At 49.5% G+C, this 19,077-nt stretch carries 18 protein-coding genes; 7 read left to right on the forward strand and 11 right to left on the reverse strand.

Annotated elements, in window-relative coordinates; genetic code table 11:
- Positions 1-192 precede the first annotated feature (192 nt).
- Complete coding sequence (hpaA, locus tag MTO69_RS16140) at positions 193-1,077, forward strand: 4-hydroxyphenylacetate catabolism regulatory protein HpaA (RefSeq protein WP_248335547.1); 885 nt, start codon at positions 193-195, stop codon at positions 1,075-1,077.
- A gap of 35 nt (positions 1,078-1,112) precedes the next feature.
- On the opposite strand, the gene MTO69_RS16145 is transcribed toward hpaA, so the two are convergent.
- From MTO69_RS16145 to hpaH, 9 genes are all read right to left on the reverse strand, one after another.
- Positions 1,113-2,564, reverse strand: coding sequence for an NAD-dependent succinate-semialdehyde dehydrogenase (locus MTO69_RS16145; protein ID WP_248335549.1), 1,452 nt, complete (start codon positions 2,562-2,564; stop codon positions 1,113-1,115).
- A 3-nt stretch (positions 2,565-2,567) separates the two neighbouring features.
- Positions 2,568-3,425 carry a 3,4-dihydroxyphenylacetate 2,3-dioxygenase gene (gene hpaD, locus MTO69_RS16150; protein ID WP_248335551.1) on the reverse strand — a complete coding sequence of 286 codons (858 nt, stop codon included), beginning with the start codon at positions 3,423-3,425 and terminating at the stop codon, positions 2,568-2,570.
- A gap of 87 nt (positions 3,426-3,512) precedes the next feature.
- A complete protein-coding gene (locus tag MTO69_RS16155; protein ID WP_248335553.1) occupies positions 3,513-4,466 on the reverse strand; it encodes an AEC family transporter in 954 nt (317 codons plus the stop codon).
- Between the two features lie 22 nt (positions 4,467-4,488).
- Positions 4,489-4,881, reverse strand: coding sequence for a 5-carboxymethyl-2-hydroxymuconate Delta-isomerase (locus tag MTO69_RS16160; RefSeq protein ID WP_248335555.1), 393 nt, complete (start codon positions 4,879-4,881; stop codon positions 4,489-4,491).
- A 54-nt stretch (positions 4,882-4,935) separates the two neighbouring features.
- Positions 4,936-6,456 carry a 5-carboxymethyl-2-hydroxymuconate semialdehyde dehydrogenase gene (hpaE, locus tag MTO69_RS16165; protein WP_248335557.1) on the reverse strand — a complete coding sequence of 507 codons (1,521 nt, stop codon included), beginning with the start codon at positions 6,454-6,456 and terminating at the stop codon, positions 4,936-4,938.
- 12 nt (positions 6,457-6,468) lie between these two features.
- Entirely contained in the window at positions 6,469-7,245 is a 777-nt protein-coding gene (locus tag MTO69_RS16170; RefSeq protein ID WP_248335559.1) for a fumarylacetoacetate hydrolase family protein, read from the reverse strand.
- On the reverse strand, positions 7,242-7,889 hold the full coding sequence (locus tag MTO69_RS16175) for a fumarylacetoacetate hydrolase family protein (protein ID WP_248335562.1): 648 nt from the start codon (positions 7,887-7,889) through the stop codon (positions 7,242-7,244). Before MTO69_RS16175 ends, MTO69_RS16170 begins: the two co-directional genes overlap by 4 nt.
- Before the next feature lie 31 nt (positions 7,890-7,920).
- The gene (gene hpaI / locus MTO69_RS16180) at positions 7,921-8,724 is read right to left on the reverse strand and encodes a 4-hydroxy-2-oxoheptanedioate aldolase (RefSeq protein WP_248335564.1); all 804 of its coding nucleotides are present in this window, start codon (positions 8,722-8,724) and stop codon (positions 7,921-7,923) included.
- An 8-nt stretch (positions 8,725-8,732) separates the two neighbouring features.
- Positions 8,733-9,536 carry a 2-oxo-hept-4-ene-1,7-dioate hydratase gene (hpaH, locus tag MTO69_RS16185; RefSeq protein ID WP_248335565.1) on the reverse strand — a complete coding sequence of 268 codons (804 nt, stop codon included), beginning with the start codon at positions 9,534-9,536 and terminating at the stop codon, positions 8,733-8,735.
- Positions 9,537-10,012: 476 nt separating this feature from the next.
- Between hpaH and MTO69_RS16190 the strand changes: the two genes are divergently transcribed.
- From MTO69_RS16190 to hpaR, 4 genes are all read left to right on the forward strand, one after another.
- Positions 10,013-11,038, forward strand: a complete 1,026-nt coding sequence (locus MTO69_RS16190; protein WP_248335567.1) for a TRAP transporter substrate-binding protein — start codon at positions 10,013-10,015, stop codon at positions 11,036-11,038.
- A 4-nt stretch (positions 11,039-11,042) separates the two neighbouring features.
- Positions 11,043-11,570, forward strand: a complete 528-nt coding sequence (locus tag MTO69_RS16195) for a TRAP transporter small permease (RefSeq protein WP_248335569.1) — start codon at positions 11,043-11,045, stop codon at positions 11,568-11,570.
- The gene (locus MTO69_RS16200; RefSeq protein ID WP_248335571.1) at positions 11,571-12,869 is read left to right on the forward strand and encodes a TRAP transporter large permease; all 1,299 of its coding nucleotides are present in this window, start codon (positions 11,571-11,573) and stop codon (positions 12,867-12,869) included.
- Positions 12,870-13,033: 164 nt separating this feature from the next.
- Entirely contained in the window at positions 13,034-13,459 is a 426-nt protein-coding gene (gene hpaR / locus MTO69_RS16205; RefSeq protein ID WP_248335573.1) for a homoprotocatechuate degradation operon regulator HpaR, read from the forward strand.
- A gap of 37 nt (positions 13,460-13,496) precedes the next feature.
- Here the strand turns inward: hpaR and hpaC are convergent, their stop codons facing one another.
- Positions 13,497-14,003: a 4-hydroxyphenylacetate 3-monooxygenase, reductase component gene (gene hpaC / locus MTO69_RS16210; protein WP_248335575.1), complete on the reverse strand. Its 507-nt coding sequence runs from the start codon at positions 14,001-14,003 to the stop codon at positions 13,497-13,499.
- A gap of 151 nt (positions 14,004-14,154) precedes the next feature.
- Between hpaC and MTO69_RS16215 the strand changes: the two genes are divergently transcribed.
- Complete coding sequence (locus tag MTO69_RS16215; RefSeq protein WP_248335577.1) at positions 14,155-14,376, forward strand: DUF2798 domain-containing protein; 222 nt, start codon at positions 14,155-14,157, stop codon at positions 14,374-14,376.
- A gap of 44 nt (positions 14,377-14,420) precedes the next feature.
- Here MTO69_RS16215 and MTO69_RS16220 read toward each other — a convergent pair whose 3' ends face one another.
- Entirely contained in the window at positions 14,421-15,455 is a 1,035-nt protein-coding gene (locus MTO69_RS16220; RefSeq protein ID WP_248335579.1) for an ABC transporter substrate-binding protein, read from the reverse strand.
- Between the two features lie 284 nt (positions 15,456-15,739).
- On the opposite strand from MTO69_RS16220, the gene MTO69_RS16225 reads away from it, so the two are divergent.
- Positions 15,740-18,874: an HD domain-containing phosphohydrolase gene (locus tag MTO69_RS16225; RefSeq protein ID WP_248335581.1), complete on the forward strand. Its 3,135-nt coding sequence runs from the start codon at positions 15,740-15,742 to the stop codon at positions 18,872-18,874.
- Positions 18,875-19,077: the final 203 nt, after the last annotated feature.

The following is a 19,077-nucleotide window of genomic DNA, read 5'->3' on the forward strand; positions in this document are numbered from 1 at the left end:
TTTGTCATTCCTTTTGACCTAGCCCTTGTGGGTATTTCTACTTGGGCCTTTGAGCACATTATTGACACACCAGAAGTAATGTTAAATGGATGTTACCGCCATTCACTTGCACTTTTCGCAGAAATAGATAACACATTAACTATTATTTGATAGACTTAAAACAACTCTCACCGTCACAACAAGGATAGGCTGATGGAACCGGTGGCGATCCCCAATCTAGACATAGGCAAAGTGTATGATTCTCGCTATGAGAACAGCGACTTCCATATCGAAAAGCTCGATAACTTAGCGCTGTTTTTTGGTCGCAATATGCCGACCCACTATCACGACCGCTACTATCAGATTCATGTGATCCTTGAGGGCACAACGCATGTGGTGCTCGACCAAGGCCACTACTCGCTCTCAGGGCCGACGCTGTTTTTTACCCCACCGACCGTGCCGCACTCGTTTGTCACTGACGATCACGCGCACGGTTTCGTTATTACCGCCAGTCAACCCTTGGTGTGGCGACTGCTGGACATTGAAATTGGTCGCAGTGATGCTGCCGCGACCGCCATGCAGCCGTTTTGCGCGCGGTTAGACAATCCAAGCAAAGTCGTAAGCTTGTTCGAACAGTTGCTTTTAGAGCAGCAGAGCCAGCAGCTGCTCGGCGATGTGGCCAGCCACGCCTTGCTGCAACTGGTGCTGATTGAAGTAATGCGCCACGCCAATACACAACCAGTATCGACCCCTTTTCGCAGTGCTGATGTGACCCTGTTCAACCAGTTTAACCAGATGATCGAGCAACACTATAAGCAGCATCTCACCTTGCCAGAGTACGCCGAACAACTTGGGGTCACCACGGCGCGGCTCAATGATATTTGTCGAAAAATTAGTGGTTTATCATCTAAACGTTTGGTTGCCGAGCGCCTAATGCAAGAAGCTCGGCGGCTATTGCTTCTCACACCGATCCCGGTGTCGCAGGTGGCGTATGAACTTGGTTATCAAGACCCTGCCTATTTCGCCCGTTTCTTTAAAAAGCAGATTGGACAAACGGCCTCCGACTTTCGCCTCGCACCAAAAAGGGAGAGCGGTTAGTTCGCTCTCCCTTTCACTCCAAACAGATTGTTGAGTTAGTCGTCTAACCCGCCCATCAGCATGTACTTCATTTCTAGGTACTCTTCCATGCCATGACGCGAGCCTTCGCGACCTAATCCTGACTCCTTAATGCCACCAAATGGCGCAGCCGCGGTGGAAATCAAACCTTCATTAATTCCTACCATACCGACCTCAAGCTTATCTGCCACGCGCCAAGCTCGGCCAAGTGAGCGAGTATACACATACCCCGCAAGGCCAGATTCAGTGGCATTGGCGCGCGCCAACACCTCAGCCTCATCGCTAAAGCGGAACAAGGGCGCGACCGGACCAAACGTCTCTTCGCTAGCTACCAGCATCTCATCATTCATGTCGGTCAAAACAAAAGGTTCAACGAACAGTTGCTCCCCTTGCGCAAATTTGCCACACAGCACGCGGGCACCTTTGCTCAAGGCATCTTCAACATGCTCTTGCACTTTTGCTACGGCTTCAGCGTTAATCAATGGGCCTATCACTACCCCATCGTCAAAGCCATCACCGACCTTGAGGTTCGCCACTCTGTCAGCCAGTTTTGCGGCAAACTGATCGTAAACGGCATCATGGACAAACAGTCGATTCGCACACACACAGGTTTGGCCTGCATTGCGGAACTTGGCGACCATCGCACCGTCGACCGCGGCATCGATATCGGCATCGTCAAACACAATAAACGGCGCGTTGCCACCGAGCTCTAATGCGAGCTTTTTGATGGTGGTTGCCGACTGGTTCATCAAAATCTTACCGACATTGGTTGAGCCGGTAAAAGAGACTTTGCGCACTCGCGTGTCGCTGGTAAACACGGCACCGATTTCTAGCGCATCGCCAGTCACCACGTTAAATAGCCCTGCAGGTAAACCCGCATCTTGCGCCAACTTCGCCAACGCCAAGGCAGTAAACGGCGTTTCGGGTGCGGGTTTTAGTACCATGGCGCAACCTGCTGCCAAAGCAGGAGCACATTTTCGGGTGATCATCGCCGCCGGAAAATTCCATGGCGTAATCGCGGCGACCACACCAATAGGCTCTTTGGTCACGACAATTTTTCCGTTCGGACGATGACTGGGGATGATTTCACCATAAGCGCGGCGCGCTTCTTCGCTGTACCACTGGACAAAACTCGCCGCATAGCTGATTTCGCCTTTCGCTTCAGCAAACGGTTTGCCTTGTTCCAGCGTCAAAATGGTCGCCAAATCATCCTGATGCTCCATCATCAGCTCATACCAACGACGTAAAATATCTGCGCGCTGATCGGCGGTAGTCTGCTTCCATTGCTCAAAGGCAGCTTGCGCGGCTGCGACACTTTGCTCAGCGTGCATCCGCCCCAGCATCGGAACCTCACCGATCACTTGACCATTAGAGGGATTGGTGATCGCCTGTGTTTCGCCTTGCGCGGCCACCCACTGGCCATTGATATAACACTGCTGCTGAAACAAAGCAGGGTAATTAAGCTGCATAGTTTACTCCGTCACTTCAAAAACGACGTTGACTTGCCCGGTTCCCGAACTTGGGAAGTAGTCAGTCACCACCGTGCTTTCACCTTGATATTTATCCCAGCCCAGCGCACCAAACAGCATCGCGGTATCGTGCATGCCCCCTTCGCCAGAGCAAAGCGCGGCATAGTCGGGCAACATATCTAAAAAGGTTTTGTAGTCGCGACTGCGCCAAAGATCAAGCACGCGCAAGTCGACTTGGCGGTTGAACTCTTTGGAGATGGTAAAGGTGCCATTATTGGCTTCGTACTCATCATTGTCCCAAATTCGGTGCGAAAGTGACCCAGACGCCAACAGCATCACTCGGCTATCACTTTGCTCAACCGCTTCACGAATCGCCTCTCCTAAAAGCCGTGACGATTCAATACTATGTACTGTACACCAAGCCGCTACCGAGACGACATTAAAATGGTTGTCTTGGTTCATAAAGCGCATCGGAACTAAGGTGCCATACTCAAGATCGAGCGATTCAACTTGGTGCGACAAGGTAAATACCCCTTTCTCGGTCGCTTTTTCGGCAATCAAATCCCCAAGCGCGCGGTTGCCTCGGTATTGGTATTGCAAATTTTGGATAAAATGCGGAAATTCGTGACTGGTGTAGTTGCCACTAAAACTGTCATTGGCGTTAACGTGATACCCGGCATTGACCAGCCAGTGGGTATCCAAAACAATAATGGTATCGACCGACATCTCTTTGGCCATTTTGGCGATCTCTTTATGACCGTCAATCGCCGCCTGACGACAGCCATGCAAACGCCCCGGCTGCTCAGACATAATCATGGTCGGCACATGCGTGATTTTTGCTGCAATACAGAGTTTACCCATTGTAATCTTCCTTTTACCTGTCGCAGACGCCTAAAACCAATGCCCTTTTTAGCCATCGAGCCGGTTGTCGCGCCTGCCTTTTCTGAATTATTGAAATAGTCCTAATGTAAAGCTGGTAATCAGGCTCACTGTGACCATGGCAAGCAGGGTGGTCGGCAGCAAAACCGCTGAGCACATTGCGCCAAGCTGATAGCGCTGGCCAATCACTGCATACACACCAAACATCGGCATGCTGGCTAAAATCACCGCCACCGCACTCATTACCGGGTCGAGTTCGAACCAACCGACCAGGCATAGCAAGACCATCAGCGGATGCAGCACTAACTTAGCGAGCATCACTAGGCCGATCTCTTGCTTCATACCGCTGAGCTGTACACCCACTAAACCACCACCAATGGCAAACAGCGCCACTCCAGTTACGGTGCTTGCCAATATGTCAATGATGCGCGCAGCCGTGTTGGGGGCTTGCCAGTTGAGCGCAGAGCAAAGCATCCCCAGCACAATGGCGATCACAATCGGGTTCTTAACCAGATTGGCTGCGGTTTGATATAAGGTCTTGGCCACACTGCTTGTTGATGCTTGGCTCGACATATCGGCAAGTGCCAACAACAGCGGCAACATGATCAGGTTTTCCACCACTAAGGTCAGTGAAAAAGGCACCAAGGCCTGAGTCCCAAATAAGAAGTAGATGATCGGAAACCCAATCAACAAACTATTGGAGAAACTTCCCCCCAGCCCAAGTACCACCGCGTGAGCCGGCTTTCGCTTTAACCCTACCAAGGCCACCCATGCAACGAGGGCAAACGCAAGCAATGATCCTAAGGTGTAAGCGAGTACATAGTCGCTGTTCCAAATTTGATCTAACGACTTACTGCTTAGCGCACTAAAAATGGCCGCGGGCAGACCAAAATTAAACACAAATGCGGCGAGGCTTTTTTGCCCATTGGGGGGAATAATCTGGCGTTTAAACGCCACATACCCCACACCGATGACAATAAACACCGGCAGAATTGTCATCACCACATAACTAAGCTGCTGCATGCTGAGCCACTAACCTTTCCAATTAAGACGCTTGCTGCGCCAGCTTTTGGTGAATATTGTTCTTTTTAAAGTTGAGCTGAGGATGCAATTCGACCATCTCAAAACCGATGCTGAGATAGTGTTTATCGAACGCCTCAGCTAAATAGTCGCAATACACATCAAACACCCGCTGCGCGGCTTGCTTCAAGGTTTCGATGTCGCGACCTACCCCGACCTTGGCCGTCAAATGAATAAAGCGATTGGCTGGGTCTTCATCGGCAACCAAGTAATAATCACACTTAATAGCACGGGTGCGTATTCCGCCTTTCGGGAACACGCCTGTTGCGATCGCTTCACGATGAATCGCCTGCATCAACTCTGGCACATTGATGTCCGATTCGACATTGGGTGAATATTCCATGATGAAATGTGGCACTGTGTTACTCCTTATTCGGGCACCGCGCTGGCGCCCGTTTTCCAACCATTAACGCTACTTTCCTAAAGAGGGCACCTTGTGCACATCATGGGCGATACAGACGTTTTTGGTCTCCATATAGAAGTCAAAGCTCCAATCACCACCATCACGGCCAATACCCGACATTTTCAACCCGCCAAAAGGCGAAGGCAGGTTGCGGTTGTTCTCTGAGTTAACCCAGATCATGCCCGCTTCAACGTGTGTCGCCATGCGCATCGCGCGCCCTGTGTTTGACGTCCAGATGTAACCGGACAAGCCATATTCAGTATCGTTGGCGATCTCTAGGGCTTGCTGCTCAGTGTCAAAGCTAATGCAGGTGAGAACCGGGCCAAAAATCTCTTCACGGGCGATACGCATACTGTTGTTCGCGTCAGTGAACAGGGTGGGCGTTAAGTAGTTACCTGTTCCTTTCTCTGGTAGCTTGCGACCGCCAACGGCAATCGTTGCGCCATCTTCTTCCGCCGCCGTCATGTAGCTCATCACCTTGTTGTAATGTGACTGATGCACCAATGGGCCGACCTCAGTTTCAGGGTCAAGCGGGTGACCCACTTGCAGCGCTTCGACACGCTGTTTGAGCGCTTCAATGAATTTCGGTTTGATGCCGTTTTGAATCAGTAATCGGCTTGAACTGGTGCAGCGCTGACCATTGAGGCTGTAAATCATAAACACCACCGCGTCGAGCGCACGCTCGAAGTCAGCATCATCGAACACGATCACTGGGTTTTTACCACCGAGTTCAAAGTGGACCCGTTTTAGCGTCGCCGCACCTTGCGCTTGAATCATAGAGCCAGTGGTCGTCTCACCAACAAACGCGACCGCTTTAATTGCTTTATGCTCAGTTAGCGCTTTACCCGCCACCTCACCAAAGCCGTTGACCATATTCCAGACACCCTTCGGCAATCCCGCCTCTTCGGCACACTCGGCCAAAATCGCCGCAGTCAGCGGGCTAAACTCAGCCGGTTTATGTACGACAGTACAGCCAGCGGCTAACGCTGGCGCGATTTTCCAAGTCGAGAGCATGAAAGGGGTGTTCCACGGCGTGATCACCCCTACCGGACCAATCGGCGTGCGAATGGTGTAGTTGGTGTGCGTGTCTTGGTGTAGCGACAAGCCGTTTTTCGCCTCGGGTGATTTGTCGGCAAAGAAGCGGAAGTTGGCTGCGCCGCGAATCGCCGCTTGACGCATAAAACGCAGTGGCTGACCGCAGTCCATCGACTCGACCAGCGCGATTTCTTCGGCGCGCTGTTCAATTTTATCCGCCAATTTGTGCAAGATTTTCTTACGCTCTGCTCCGGGCATGGCAGCCCATTCACCGAAGGCTTGCTTGGCGGCTTGGCAGGCGGCATCCACATCTGCGGCGCTACCTTTAACCACTTTGCCAAGAGAGCTATTGTCGGTCGGCGTTAAGTTATCGAACGTCTCGCCATCCGAGCCAAGAGTCCACTCACCATTGATGTAATGACCTAGGGTATTTTCGGCAAAGCGTGCTAAGTAACGCTGAGCGGTGGCGAGATTTTGTTCAAGCTGTTGAGTCATGTTACTTCCTTATTATTGTGCGCTGCGGCGGGCATAAAACTCGTCTTCCGACAGCACGGGATTTTCTAGGCTGCCGATTCCTTCGATGGTGCAACGCACCACATCGCCGGGCTGTATATCTTTAAGTCCTTTTGGCGTGCCGGTCGCGATCAAATCGCCCGGTTTCAAGGTCATAAAACTGCTGAGATATTCAACCAAAAACGGCACATCAAAAATCATGTCTGAGGTGTTGCCCTGTTGGGTCAGCTCGCCGTTAACGTGTGTGGTCAATGCCAAGTTGTTGACGTCCTTGATGTCATCACAATCAACGATCCATGGCCCAATCGGGCAGAGCGAATCACGGCTTTTCACACGCAAATTGGGGCGGTAGTAGTTCTCCAAATAGTCGCGAATGGCGTAATCATTACAGACCGTGAAGCCTTGGATATAGTCCATCGCCTGTTCACGTTTCACGTTACGTGCCTCTTTGCCTACCACAGCAACTAACTCACATTCATAATGCATGAACTCAATATCGTTGGGTCGATACGAGGGCTGGCCATGAGCAGTTAAGGTATTGGCGCCTTTGAGAAACACCAGCGGCTCTTTTGGCGGTTCAAAGGCCAATTCGGAGGCGTGATCGGCATAGTTGAGCCCCAAGGCGAAAATGGTGCCCGGACGCTCAATCGGAGACAGCCAAGTGAAATGTCCGGCTTCAATTTGTCGGCCATCTTGGGTTAACGCATTGCCACCATGGTCAATAGTAACGGACAGCACATCCCCCAAATATTCAATACGTGCGCGTTTCATGCTGGCTCTCCTTGTACCTGATCGTTTAACACTGTCGATTCCCCTAACTGCGAACGCACCTCATCACCCGGAGCGACCGGAGTACGTTGCCCAGCAAAGCCGATGGCAATCACATCTCCCTTTTCGAGGGTCATAATGTGCGAGATGCTTTCTACTAGCTGCGCCGCCGAGCGCTCAAGGCGCGCCAATGGCAAGGATTGCGCCGCAACGCCGTTAACGTACGTGGTCACCGTTTGCGTCTCGAGATCGCCGATATCAGACAGCATCACCGCGCCACTTAAAGTCGCTGAGTTGTCGAGGCACTTTCCTTTGATGTCTGGGCGATAGTAGCTAGCTTCAGGCAGCGAAAAGTCATGCAGCAGTGCCACACCCTCTACATAATCGAGCGCTGATGAGGCAGCGACGCGGCAACAGGTTTTGCCAATTACTAAGGCAGCACTCGCGCCGACGACCAACGACTCCCCTTGAGGACACGCGATCGGCTGTTGGCTCTGATTCCATGTATTGTGCGGTTTAAAATAGAGCACTGGTTCGGTCGGCAGTGCTTGATAAGGGGGTTGCTCAAAAGTGGCTTGCATTGTTTGCAACTGCTTTGCGTCGTTTAACGCCACGCACACCACTTTTCCTTGTAGTTGTGTATTCATGCTTTACTCTCTGATCTGTGACTGATCGCGATTAATAAACCGTATCGACCAGTTTGCTCGAATGGGATGCCGTTTGTTTGAGGGTTTGCGCTAGCGTCTCTGCACCAGCGCGCAGCAGTAAGGTGTCCACCCCTGCACCGATGAACTTCACCCTGCGCTTGGCATAGTGCTGTGCTTGCTTTGGATCTAGGCTAAGAATGCCCACTGCTTTCCCGTGCGATTGAATCACCTCAATCGCGTGATCAATGGCGGCGACGACCTCAGGATGGCTCGGATTTCCGATGTGGCCCATAGAACCGGACAGATCCGACGGACCAATAAAGATGCCATCAACGCCATCGACACTGGCGATCTGCTCTATGTTGTCGATCGCCTGCTTGGTTTCTACCTGCAGCAATACACAAACTTGCTCATTGGCTTGATGAAGATAGTTGGGAATGCGATTCCACTGCGAAGCACGCGCCAGTGCTGCGCCGATGCCACGTTCGCCCAGCGGCGGATAGTAGGCCGCTCGCACCGCTTGCTCGGCTTGCTCGCCTGTATTGATCATCGGCAGTAATAAAGTTTGCGCGCCTATGTCCAACAGACGCTTAATCAAGGTTGGATTGGCTTCTTCAGCACGTACGATAGGCGAGGCTGAATGAGCCGCCAGTGCTTGCAAGTGCAGCTTAATACTGGTGAGGTCAAACGACGCATGCTCACCATCAATCAGTACCCAATCAAATCCCGCGCTGCCGCATATCTCTGCGCAGCTGGTGTCTGGAAGCCCGAGCCACAGCCCCCAAAGGGTTTGTGGCTCACTGAGCTGCTGTTTAAATCGATTCGTCGGTAACATAGCCACTCCTAAACAAACTTGACTGAAATGCCGCCAAGCGGTCCAAAGTCAGCGTGAATGGTGTCTCCAGCTTTGACGGCGACTGGGCGAGTAAACGATCCCGCCAAAATCACTTGGCCAGGCTCAAGAGAAACACCGTGCGGGGCAAAACGCTTACACACCCAGCAAATACCATTGGCAGGGTGACCAAGCACCCCAGCCGCTAGGCCAGTTTCTTCAATTTGTCCATTGAGATAGAGCATGGCTCCCGCCCAGCGCAAGTCGAACTCAGTGGGTTTAATCGGGCGCCCACCTAAGATGATGCCGCCATTCGCCGCGTTGTCGGCAATGGTGTCGTACACTTTGCGCGTATAGCCGCTATTTGGATCGGTGCGATGGCAACGAGCCGCAATCAACTCAAGAGCCGGCACCACATAATCGGTGGCATTAAGCACATCAAATATGGTGACGTTCTCACCTTCTAGCTTCTGTTTGAGGACAAAAGCGAGTTCTACTTCGATACGTGGATCGAGGAAGTCATCCGCTTTTATCTGCGCGCCGTCAGGGAAAAACATGTCATCAAGCAGTACGCCATAATCTGGCTGATCGATATTGACCGCCATCTGCATCGCTCGCGAAGTGAGGCCAATTTTGTAGCCTTTAATCTTTGCGCCTTCACGCACTTTACGCCCGACCCACTCACTTTGGATTTGGTACGCATCTTCCATCGTCATTTGTGGGTACTGTAAAGTCAGCGCCGAAATCTGCTCTCGCTGTTTCTCGGCATGGTAGAGTCGTTCTGCCGCCTCTTGCAGCTGCTCCGTTGTTAACATGGTTACTTCCTTTTCTCTCAACCGACTGATTGCGGATGGCTATTTTTGTTGCTGATCGAAGGCGTGATTCCCTCGACTTTTCACACTTAATTAATATGTTAACTACTTTATTTAATATGTTAACTATTGTCCAATCTGCAAAAAATCACAAAAAAACAAATAAAATCAATAAATTAAATTTAACCCCTCAATTTGGGCTGAAAACGAGCGCAGTAGCATTCACAAATTAAGTGATTTAGATCACTAAAATCAGGCTATTTGAAGACAAGTTTGCCAGTTAAGCGCGGTTATCTCTGATCAAAGACGCTATTTTGTTTGCCAATAATTGATCTGATTAACATATTAAGTATATTTGCCACACTTCATTAACAATCCAATTTGCAATCTTATCTGGATAGTTAATATATTAAATAAAAATGACTACGACTCACTCAGTGAGCAAACCCACCTAACGTGAACGAAAAAGGACTAGCGTCATGCGAGTAAATAAAATCGCCACTATGGCCACATCCGCTCTACTTCTGTTGAGCTCAATGTCGGCCAATGCCGAGCCAGAAAAGGTCATCAAAGTGAGTACTTGGGGCTCACCGAACCACGGTATCAATAAAGTGGTTTGGCCAACTTGGGGACAATGGATTGAGGAGGCCACAGAGGGCCGTGTCAGTTTAAAAGTCGAGTACGATCTTGCTCCACCTCATACCCAAATCGACGTGGTCACCGATGGCATTGGCGACGTCACTTGGATTTTTCATGGCCACAAAGCAGGGCGTTTTAAACTGACGCAACTGCCTGAAATCCCAACCTTTGCCGAAGGCACCAGTTCTGAGTTGATGTCGATGGCGTACTGGCGCACCTACGACAAATACCTAAAAAATGGTAAAGAGCACCGTGGTGTTGAAGTGATGGGCTTGAGCGTACATGGACCTGGTCAACTGATCACCAAACAGCCAGTGAGCCAATTAAGTGATATTGAAGGCAAGAAAATCCGTGTTGGTGGCGGAGTGGTGTCCACTATGGCCAAGGATATGAAAGTCACACCTGTGTTTATTCCAACCACTAAGGTATACGAATCTCTATCACAAGGCGTGGTCGAAGGGGCGTATTTACCATTTGAAGCGCTGAGTTCATTCCGCTTGTCGGAAGTGGCTGACAACACCTTAGTGGTTCCCGGTGGTCTATACCGAGGCAGCTTCGCCATCATCATGAACCGTGACACCTTTGCTGACCTATCTGAACAAGATCAGCAGGCGATCCGTTCGGTATCGGGAGAAAAGCTGTCGCGCTTGTTTGGTCAAATGTGGGATAACGCCGACCAAAATGCCTATCAAGAGGCACTCGCCGGTGGCCACACCTTCACTCCAGCCAGCGCGGAAATGATCACCCAGTTAAAACAGGCCAGTGAACCGCTAGTCAAAGATTGGTACAAGGTGGCGGAAAAGCGCAAAGTGAACGGCCAAGAAGCGTATCAGTACTTCAACCAGCAACTGGCAAAAGGGCTGTAATCTTATGACTGGTTTTAGTTTCGCTAAAGCCATTGAGCGAGGGCTGGGTTCCCTCGCTGCTCTGAGCTTATTCCTGATGATGGTCATCACCTTTGTTGATGTGACGGCGCGAAACCTACTCAATGCCCCGATCTTGGGCTCCACTGAAATGATTGAAGTGCTGTTAGCGATCATGGTGTTTATGGCGTTTCCGCTCGTTTCTTGGCAAGAAGAGAACATCTGTGTCGATCTGCTCGACAACTATTTTCCAAGTAAGTGGGTCAGCTTGCGCCAAATCATCATCAACCTCATCTGTGCCTGTTCGTTAATTCTGGTTGCGGCAACCAACTGGAAGTTGGCCGGTCGGTCACTTGAGTACGAAGAGGTCACTGAAATTCTTGAACTTCCGCTTGGCTATGTCACCTACTTAATCTCTGTGACAGGGTTTATTGGCGGCGCACTCACCCTATTCAACGCGGCTTACTACAGCAAAACCATGCTGTTTGGCAAACCGAGTGAATCTAAGGTATCACTGCCAGGCAAGGAGGCCTAAATGATTGAATCAATAATTGGCTTCGCGGTGCTGATCGCTTTGATCCTACTGCGGTTACCCTTGGCGTTTGCTATGGGTGTGATTGGCTTTATCGGCTTTTGGTACATTAACGATTACAACTGGACCGCAGCAATGTCGATGGCCGCCAGACGCATTATCGACACGGGCCAAGATTATGGCCTATCGGTGATTCCGCTGTTTATTTTGATGGGTAACTTCGTCACCAAAGCGGGCATCTCTAACGAATTGTACCGTGCCTGTAATGCGTTTGTTGGCCACCGCCGCGGCGGGTTATCGATGTCGACCATCTTGGCTTGTGGCGGCTTCTCTGCCATTTGTGGCTCCAGCCTAGCAACCTCGGCGACCATGTCGAAAGTCGCAATGCCACCGATGCGAAAATATGGCTACTCCGACGGCCTCGCTTCCGCGTCGATCGCCGCAGGAGGCACGCTGGGGATCTTAATTCCACCGAGCGTTATGCTAGTCATTTATGGGCTATTAACCGAAACCAGTATCCGCGAGCTCTTTGCCGCAGGCTTTTTACCCGGCTTACTCGGTATCGGACTCTACTTAGCCGCGGTACAGTGGGTGGTCGCCCGCAAACCCGACAGCGCTCCTCCTGGCGAACGCGTCAGTTGGAAAGATCGATTTATCGCACTGAAAGGCATTTTCTCAACCTTGCTGCTGTTTGTGATCGTCATGGGCGGCATCTATATCGGTGCATTTACACCAACGGAAGCGGCAGGGATTGGCGCGTGTGGCGCGTTTGCTCTCGCGGCGGTGCGTGGCAAGCTCAACTATGCGGTGGTGCGAGAAATCCTTATCGATACAGCAAAAACCTCAGCCTCGCTGTTTGCGGTGGTGATCTCGGCGTTAATTTTGTCTAACTTCGTCAACCGTGCAGGACTGCCAATGGCGCTGGTCGAGCTGATTCAAACCGCCAATGTCACTCCAATGATGGCGCTTGGCATTATCTTGCTGATCTACATTATTCTCGGCTGCGTATTCGAGAGCATGTCGATGATGCTGTTGACTGTGCCGATTTTCTTCCCTGTGATTGTGGAGCTCGGCTTCGACCCAATCTGGTTTGGCATTATCGTGGTGGTGGTGACGGAAATCAGCTTAATCACTCCGCCAGTGGGACTGAATGTGTTCGTGTTGTCTGGTCTGATAAAAGACATCAACACCGCGACGATTTTCAGAGGCGTATTGCCGTTTTGGGTGGCAGATATGGTTCGCCTCGCCCTGATTGTGTTAGTCCCAGCGATTGCACTTTACCTGCCAAATATGCTTTATTGATAGATACGAGCTCTTTCCTAGTGAAAGAGCTTTCTTTAACTATTTACTCGTAGAAACTGCCGATTCCAGTTCTCGAGTATTAAGGTTCAAAAATATAGATAATACAAGAGCCTAATACAGTGAACGGCACCGTTGGCTAAACGAGCATAAATAAGGTTTTTTACGTGACTAAATACGAAAATTCGCTACCACTTCAACTCATTAAAGCTCGCGACATCGCGATGCATTTCTTTCGTCCTGTTTTGGCCGATAACGATCTCACTGAGCAGCAGTGGCGTGTATTGAGAGTGCTGGATACCAAAGGGGCGATTGACTTTTCCACTCTTTCGAAAGAGACCTGTATTCTCAGCCCTAGCCTAACCGGCATCATCAGTCGCCTTGAGAAGCACGGGTTGGTCACCAAGGAGAAATCGCCCCACGACGGTCGCCAATTCTATATTCACCTTACAGACAAATCGCAGTCGCTGTTAGAGCAATTGCGACCTCAAATTGAACAGCAATACGTCGCATTAAAAGAAGCATTAGGGGAAAGTAAGTACCAGCAGCTTTCTGACTTACTCAATGAGTTAATTGCGGTTCACCACAAATAGCAAAACACCCACATTCGCGTGGGTGTTTTTATTCGGGTTAGGCCACTTTGGCCACTTCTTGCCTCGCTTCAACGCTTTTAAACTCGCGGTCAAAGTAAATCAGGCCATCTTTATCGTTGCAGCGAATCGCATCCAACTCAACAAAGAACACCGTATGAGTGCCTATTTCTTGACTAGAGGTGATCTTACCCTCTAAGTTCGCCAACGCACCGTTTAACACAGGAACGTGCGCCGCGTTTTGTTGCCAGCCTTCAAGCGCGAATCTATCTTCCATCGCCAAGCCCGTCATACCGGCAAAATGCATTGACATTTCTTGGTGTTCACTGGCACAGACGTTAATGCAAACATAGCCATTTTGCTTAAAGATCGCATTGGAGGCACTATTGCGATTCACACACACCAGCACAGTAGCAGGGGTGTCACTGACTGAACAAACCGCAGTCGCGGTGATGCCCACTGTACCCGCATCACCACCAGTAGTGACAATATTGACCGCTGCGGCGAGCTTTGACATCGCATCGCGAAAATCCTTTTGTAGAGACATAATCCTTCCTTTCTCGGTTGAGTGATGACGTTATGATTTTTATAGGTTGCTTCACTGAAGCAGTGGGATAATAGTGCAAAAATAGCCGTCATCAGTGAATAGACACTTGTGTTAATCACTTGTACTTTTCGCAGCTTTCAGGGAAACAGCGATGAAGAGAAAAGAGGTATTGCTACAAGCTATTTTAGGCTCACTGTTCATGGCACTGATGATGTCGGGCGTGATTTCGCTGAGCAAAATCGGTTGGCAACCTACCTGGTTTCCCGCCTGGCGAGATGCCTTTGTTGTCGCCTGGCCGGTGGCGTTTTTGCTCAACCTGACAGTGATGCCAAAAGTGCGCCGCTTAGCCAGCTGGTTAGCAAATCTGGGGTGACACCAAACAGAAAAGGAGCGATATTCGCTCCTTTTGCTTTGCTATTATTGCGTTCTCAAGCGTTGCCAATATTTCTCGTAAATGGCAAGTGCTTGTGGACCAACATCATTAATGAATTCGCCATTTTGCACATCTTGTTCAGCAGGGAAAATGGTTGGGTTGTTCTTCAACTCTGCTGGCAACAAAGCTCGCCCTGCATTGGTCGCAGAGGCATAGCCTAAGCTGTTGACAATTTCTGCCTGGTTCTCTGCTTGGTACATAAAGTTGATGAACTTATGTGCCAGCGCTTTGTTTTTGCTTCCCGATGGAATGATGAAGTTGTCCATCCATAAAATCGCACCCTCTGCCGGCATAACAAACTGCAACTCTGGCATCTCAGCCTGACCTTGATACGCGTTGCCGTTCCATTGCATACCAACAGCAGCTTCGCCCGCTACGTAAGGCATGTGCGGCGCATCCGAGTTATACAACAACACATTTTGCTGCAATGCGACTAACGAGTCGTACGCGGCTTTGATCTCTTGTTCATTTTGGCTGTTGATACTGTAACCATTCAGTTTCAGCGCCATACCAAACACATCACGGATATCATCGATAAGCATCACTTGTTGCGCGTATTTCTCATCCCAAAGATCCGCCCAACGCGTCACCGGTGCATCCACTAGCTGCGGGTTGTAGCTCATCCCAGTCACGCCCCAAATGTAGGGTAACGAGTACTGGTTTTTCGGGTCATGGGCCTGACCAAGCAGCCCAGTCATGGTGTCTTGCATATTCGGCAGTTGGCTATGGTCTAGCTCAGACAACAAGCCTTCGCGCGCCATCTTTTCGATAAAGTATGCCGAGGCAAACACCACATCGTACCCAGTGCCCTTAACTAACTTAAGCTTGGTGTACATCGATTCGTTGTTTTCAAACGTGGTGTAGTTGATGGTGACACCTTCTTGTTTTTCAAAAGCTTTCAGCGACGCTTCCGGTAGATACCCACCCCAAGCGTACACATTCAGCACCACTTTTTGTGCGTAGCTGGCAGAGCTCACTAGCAGCGTGGATAACATCAAGCCTTTGATCAATGATTTCATAGTTTGTTTGTCCAAAACAAAGCCAGCACCATGCTGGGGATCGGCTGAATCATTGAGCAAATGTTGCAACAAAGAAAGCAAATTTTATTTATCTTGAAAAACAAAATTGGTGATTAAAATAATTATCAACAATGCATTTACCACACCAATAGAACGTAACAACAAGAAATAACTGCAACTGCGTATCAAGATTGGGGCAACCTCTCTTTGTGGTAACGGAGATTTTGCTTATCTTCATTTCGATTCATATAGTTAGCTAACAGCGTGAGTAAAATGGCATCAGCATGAGAAGAACCTACCCCAGAGTTACCATCCGAGTTGCGCTTGGTACCTTGTTTGTTTTAATGACCACGATAACCATCGCCGTGGCTGTCTCACTGCAATACTACTTTTACAAACAGTCTGAACTCGACAATACCTTGGTCAGATATCATAACGTGGCCAGCAATGTAAAAAACCAGATCGTGCAACTTGATCGCACTGCTGTCGGCTTGATCAACAAAGCCGCCCTGTCGTTTGATTTCTTTAAACCCGATATGGAAAACCCTGATTACCTGATACGGCTATTGAGCACCGTATTGGCGTACGACGATAATATTTACAGTATCTACCTCGCCGACAGCCAAGAAAACCTGTTTCAAGTCATCGATTTAGATACCAAAATCAGCAAGCAAAAGTTGCTCGGACGCGAAGATGAAAGCTGGCTGGTGGTTTATCACCACAGGACTGACCAAGGCCGAGTGCGCACCTTGTCTTTTTACAACGATGATCTCGTTTTAACTCGCACCGCGCAAAGTCGAACTAACTTACTGCCGTCACTGCGTCCTTGGTATCAAAATGCTCGCTTTGACAAGGTACATAAAACCGAACCCTATCTATTCAATCATCTCAATATCACCGGCCAGACTTACTCCAAGAGAATTAGTAACACCGACCTAGTCATCGGCCTTGACTATACTCAGACCACGATTCAATCGTACTTAAGGCGCAACGCCGAGGCTGTCGTTGATGATGAGCAAGAGTTTGAAGCCTACCTGTTCCTTGATGATGGCCGACTGATTGCCACCAATCAGAATATTAAAATCGACCAAGATTTACCCATCGTTCCCTCCTTAGCACTCACTGCCCACCAACGTGACCTGATTCAACGTACCCCGATACTCAGAGTATCGAGCCAACTTGATTGGGAGCCGATCGATTTTGCGGTATCAGGCCAGCCCTATGGTTACGCCATTGATATGATGAACCTGATTAGCCACAAAACTGGACTTAAGTTCAATTATATTAATGGCTTAAGCTGGCCCCAATTGGTCGAGCAATACCATCAAGGTCGGCTGGACATATTGCATTCGGTTGCCGCAGAGGACCAATCCTCATTTGCTGAGGCCATCAGTTTGCCTCTGTTTCGCTCTGAGTTCGCCTTGGCAAACCGAGAAAGCAGCGTAGACATAGACCAAGTGATTAAGCAAACGGGTTATCGGATTGGGGTGCTAGAGGGTTGGACCATACAGCAGCGCTTCGAGCAGACCTTTCCGCAAGCAAACTTTGTGTTTTACACCAGCTTAGAAAGTGCGTTAGAGCAGTTGGAAGTGGGTGAAATCGATGCAGTGCTCGACAATCGTCTGGTGCTGAGCAAAAAAGTTGACTCACTCACAATAGATAGTATCGAGCTCACGCCGATTTCACCTCAGGTGCTTAATGACCAGTTTCGCTTAGTGCTTACACCCGAATACAAGTACCTGAAACCTATCCTGTCGCAGGCGATTGAGCAAATCAACCGCCCGGCAACGCAGCAATACCTAAGCAAAAAATGGTCAAAAGAGCGACCCATCTATACCCATATCCCCTATGACACGGTACTCGATCTCAGCCAAGATGCTCAGCGTCAAGGTCAACTGCAAAGCGTGATGCTCAACGGTCAATCCCACTATCTGTTTCTAGAAAAGCTCACCACATCAGAGTCACTGATCTTTGCCGTTTTGATTCCAGAGCAACAGATTATCAATTTGGTCAATCAACGCATCTACCAGTTCATCCTCTACTCATTGGTGGTGTTACTGCTTTTGCTGCCTGTGGTGTGGTTTTTTGCGATTCCGGTGGTGCGTCCGATTAAGCAAATCGAGCAGCAAGCTAAGTTAATCGCACGGCGTCGCTATGACGATATTCATTTGGTACCAAGCCGGGTAAAAGAGTTGCATCAATTGTCGAGGTCGATGTGCAACATGGCCAAATCACTCGATTGCTATCAGCAAGAGCAGCAGGTCTTTATTGATTCGTTTATTCAATTGGTCGCCGATGCGATTGACGAAAAGTCGCCATACACTGGTGGCCACTGTATGCGAGTTCCCGAGTTGGCCATGATGTTGATTGAGCAAGCGCAAGCGAGTAAAAATGGGACATTCGCTGATTTTGGCTTCAACAGCGAAGCCGAATGGCGTGAATTTAGAGTCGCAGCTTGGCTGCACGACTGCGGAAAAATCACCACTCCAGAATATGTCGTCGACAAAGCCACCAAACTCGAAACCAACTACAACCGTATCCACGAAATTCGCACTCGGTTTGAAGTGTTGTGGCGCGATGCCAAAATCGATGCTTTGCAAAGTCAGCTCGACCAGAGCCTATCAGCACCAGACGCAGCGGCAATGCTCAGTGAGCGATTTGAACAACTCACCCAACAATTTGAACAGATCGCCAAAGCCAATTTGGGCGGTGAGTTTATGAGTGACGACGAGATAACTCAGATTATTGAGATCGGGCAGCAAACCTGGCAGCGGCACTTTGATGACCGATTAGGCTTGTCACCCAACGAGTTAGCGCGCTTCCCTGACGATGCAAACAATGACGATACCCGTGAGACACTGCTTAGCGATAAAGCTTGGCATGTGATTGAACGCGAGCGTCAGTATTCGCTGGCACCGGAGCTTGGCATCAATATGGCGATCCCTGACCACTTGTACAACTTAGGCGAGATTTACAACCTATCGATTCGCCGTGGCACACTTACCGCAGAAGAGCGGTTCAAGATCAATGAGCATATGATCAGCGGGATTAAGATGCTCAACAATATTCCTTTCCCCGAAGAGCTCAAGCGTGTGCCGCAATATGCCACCACTCACCATGAAACACTCAAAGGCAGTGGCTACCCACGTAAATTGGCCGCCGACCAACTCTCGATTCCCGAAAGAGTACTGGCTATTGCAGATGTATTTGAAGCATTGACTGCTTCAGATAGACCATACAAACAGCCGAAAACCTTATCTCAGTCCTTAGATATCATGCACTTTATGGTTAAAGACCAACATCTTGATGGCGAACTGTTCCGCTTATTTATCGAGCAAGGGGTTTACTTAACCTATGCCAAGCAGTTCCTAGCAACGGAGCAAATTGATGAGGTAGACGTCGATAAGTATCTGAGCTAAATCTAGACGCTGCCTACTTGGTCGCAAGGCGAGTGGCAACTCTATGCAAAATATGGTGATTTTAACCAAAATGACTACGTGAGAAACTTTCGCTACTTTATTGTTGGCTTAGGTTTGATCACCTTTAGTTGTGGTTACTTTATCTCGTTTACGCTGTTAACCCATGACATCAACAACCAATACAACCTTAAACACATGTTACG

Source organism: Vibrio sinaloensis (genome assembly GCF_023195835.1).
Classification (GTDB): Bacteria; Pseudomonadota; Gammaproteobacteria; order Enterobacterales; family Vibrionaceae; genus Vibrio; species Vibrio sinaloensis_C.

Coding starts and splice junctions, on each gene's coding strand:
- hpaE (WP_248335557.1), bottom strand. CDS start 6,456: ATGACTCAACAGCTTGAACAAAATCTCGCCACCGCTCAGCGTTACTTA.
- MTO69_RS16170 (WP_248335559.1), bottom strand. CDS start 7,245: ATGAAACGCGCACGTATTGAATATTTGGGGGATGTGCTGTCCGTTACT.
- hpaH (WP_248335565.1), bottom strand. CDS start 9,536: ATGTTAACAACGGAGCAGCTGCAAGAGGCGGCAGAACGACTCTACCAT.
- MTO69_RS16200 (WP_248335571.1), top strand. CDS start 11,571: ATGATTGAATCAATAATTGGCTTCGCGGTGCTGATCGCTTTGATCCTA.
- hpaI (WP_248335564.1), bottom strand. CDS start 8,724: ATGTTACCGACGAATCGATTTAAACAGCAGCTCAGTGAGCCACAAACC.
- MTO69_RS16155 (WP_248335553.1), bottom strand. CDS start 4,466: ATGCAGCAGCTTAGTTATGTGGTGATGACAATTCTGCCGGTGTTTATT.
- MTO69_RS16175 (WP_248335562.1), bottom strand. CDS start 7,889: ATGAATACACAACTACAAGGAAAAGTGGTGTGCGTGGCGTTAAACGAC.
- MTO69_RS16215 (WP_248335577.1), top strand. CDS start 14,155: ATGAAGAGAAAAGAGGTATTGCTACAAGCTATTTTAGGCTCACTGTTC.
- MTO69_RS16195 (WP_248335569.1), top strand. CDS start 11,043: ATGACTGGTTTTAGTTTCGCTAAAGCCATTGAGCGAGGGCTGGGTTCC.
- hpaD (WP_248335551.1), bottom strand. CDS start 3,425: ATGGGTAAACTCTGTATTGCAGCAAAAATCACGCATGTGCCGACCATG.
- hpaC (WP_248335575.1), bottom strand. CDS start 14,003: ATGTCTCTACAAAAGGATTTTCGCGATGCGATGTCAAAGCTCGCCGCA.
- hpaA (WP_248335547.1), top strand. CDS start 193: ATGGAACCGGTGGCGATCCCCAATCTAGACATAGGCAAAGTGTATGAT.
- MTO69_RS16220 (WP_248335579.1), bottom strand. CDS start 15,455: ATGAAATCATTGATCAAAGGCTTGATGTTATCCACGCTGCTAGTGAGC.
- MTO69_RS16145 (WP_248335549.1), bottom strand. CDS start 2,564: ATGCAGCTTAATTACCCTGCTTTGTTTCAGCAGCAGTGTTATATCAAT.
- MTO69_RS16190 (WP_248335567.1), top strand. CDS start 10,013: ATGCGAGTAAATAAAATCGCCACTATGGCCACATCCGCTCTACTTCTG.
- MTO69_RS16225 (WP_248335581.1), top strand. CDS start 15,740: ATGAGAAGAACCTACCCCAGAGTTACCATCCGAGTTGCGCTTGGTACC.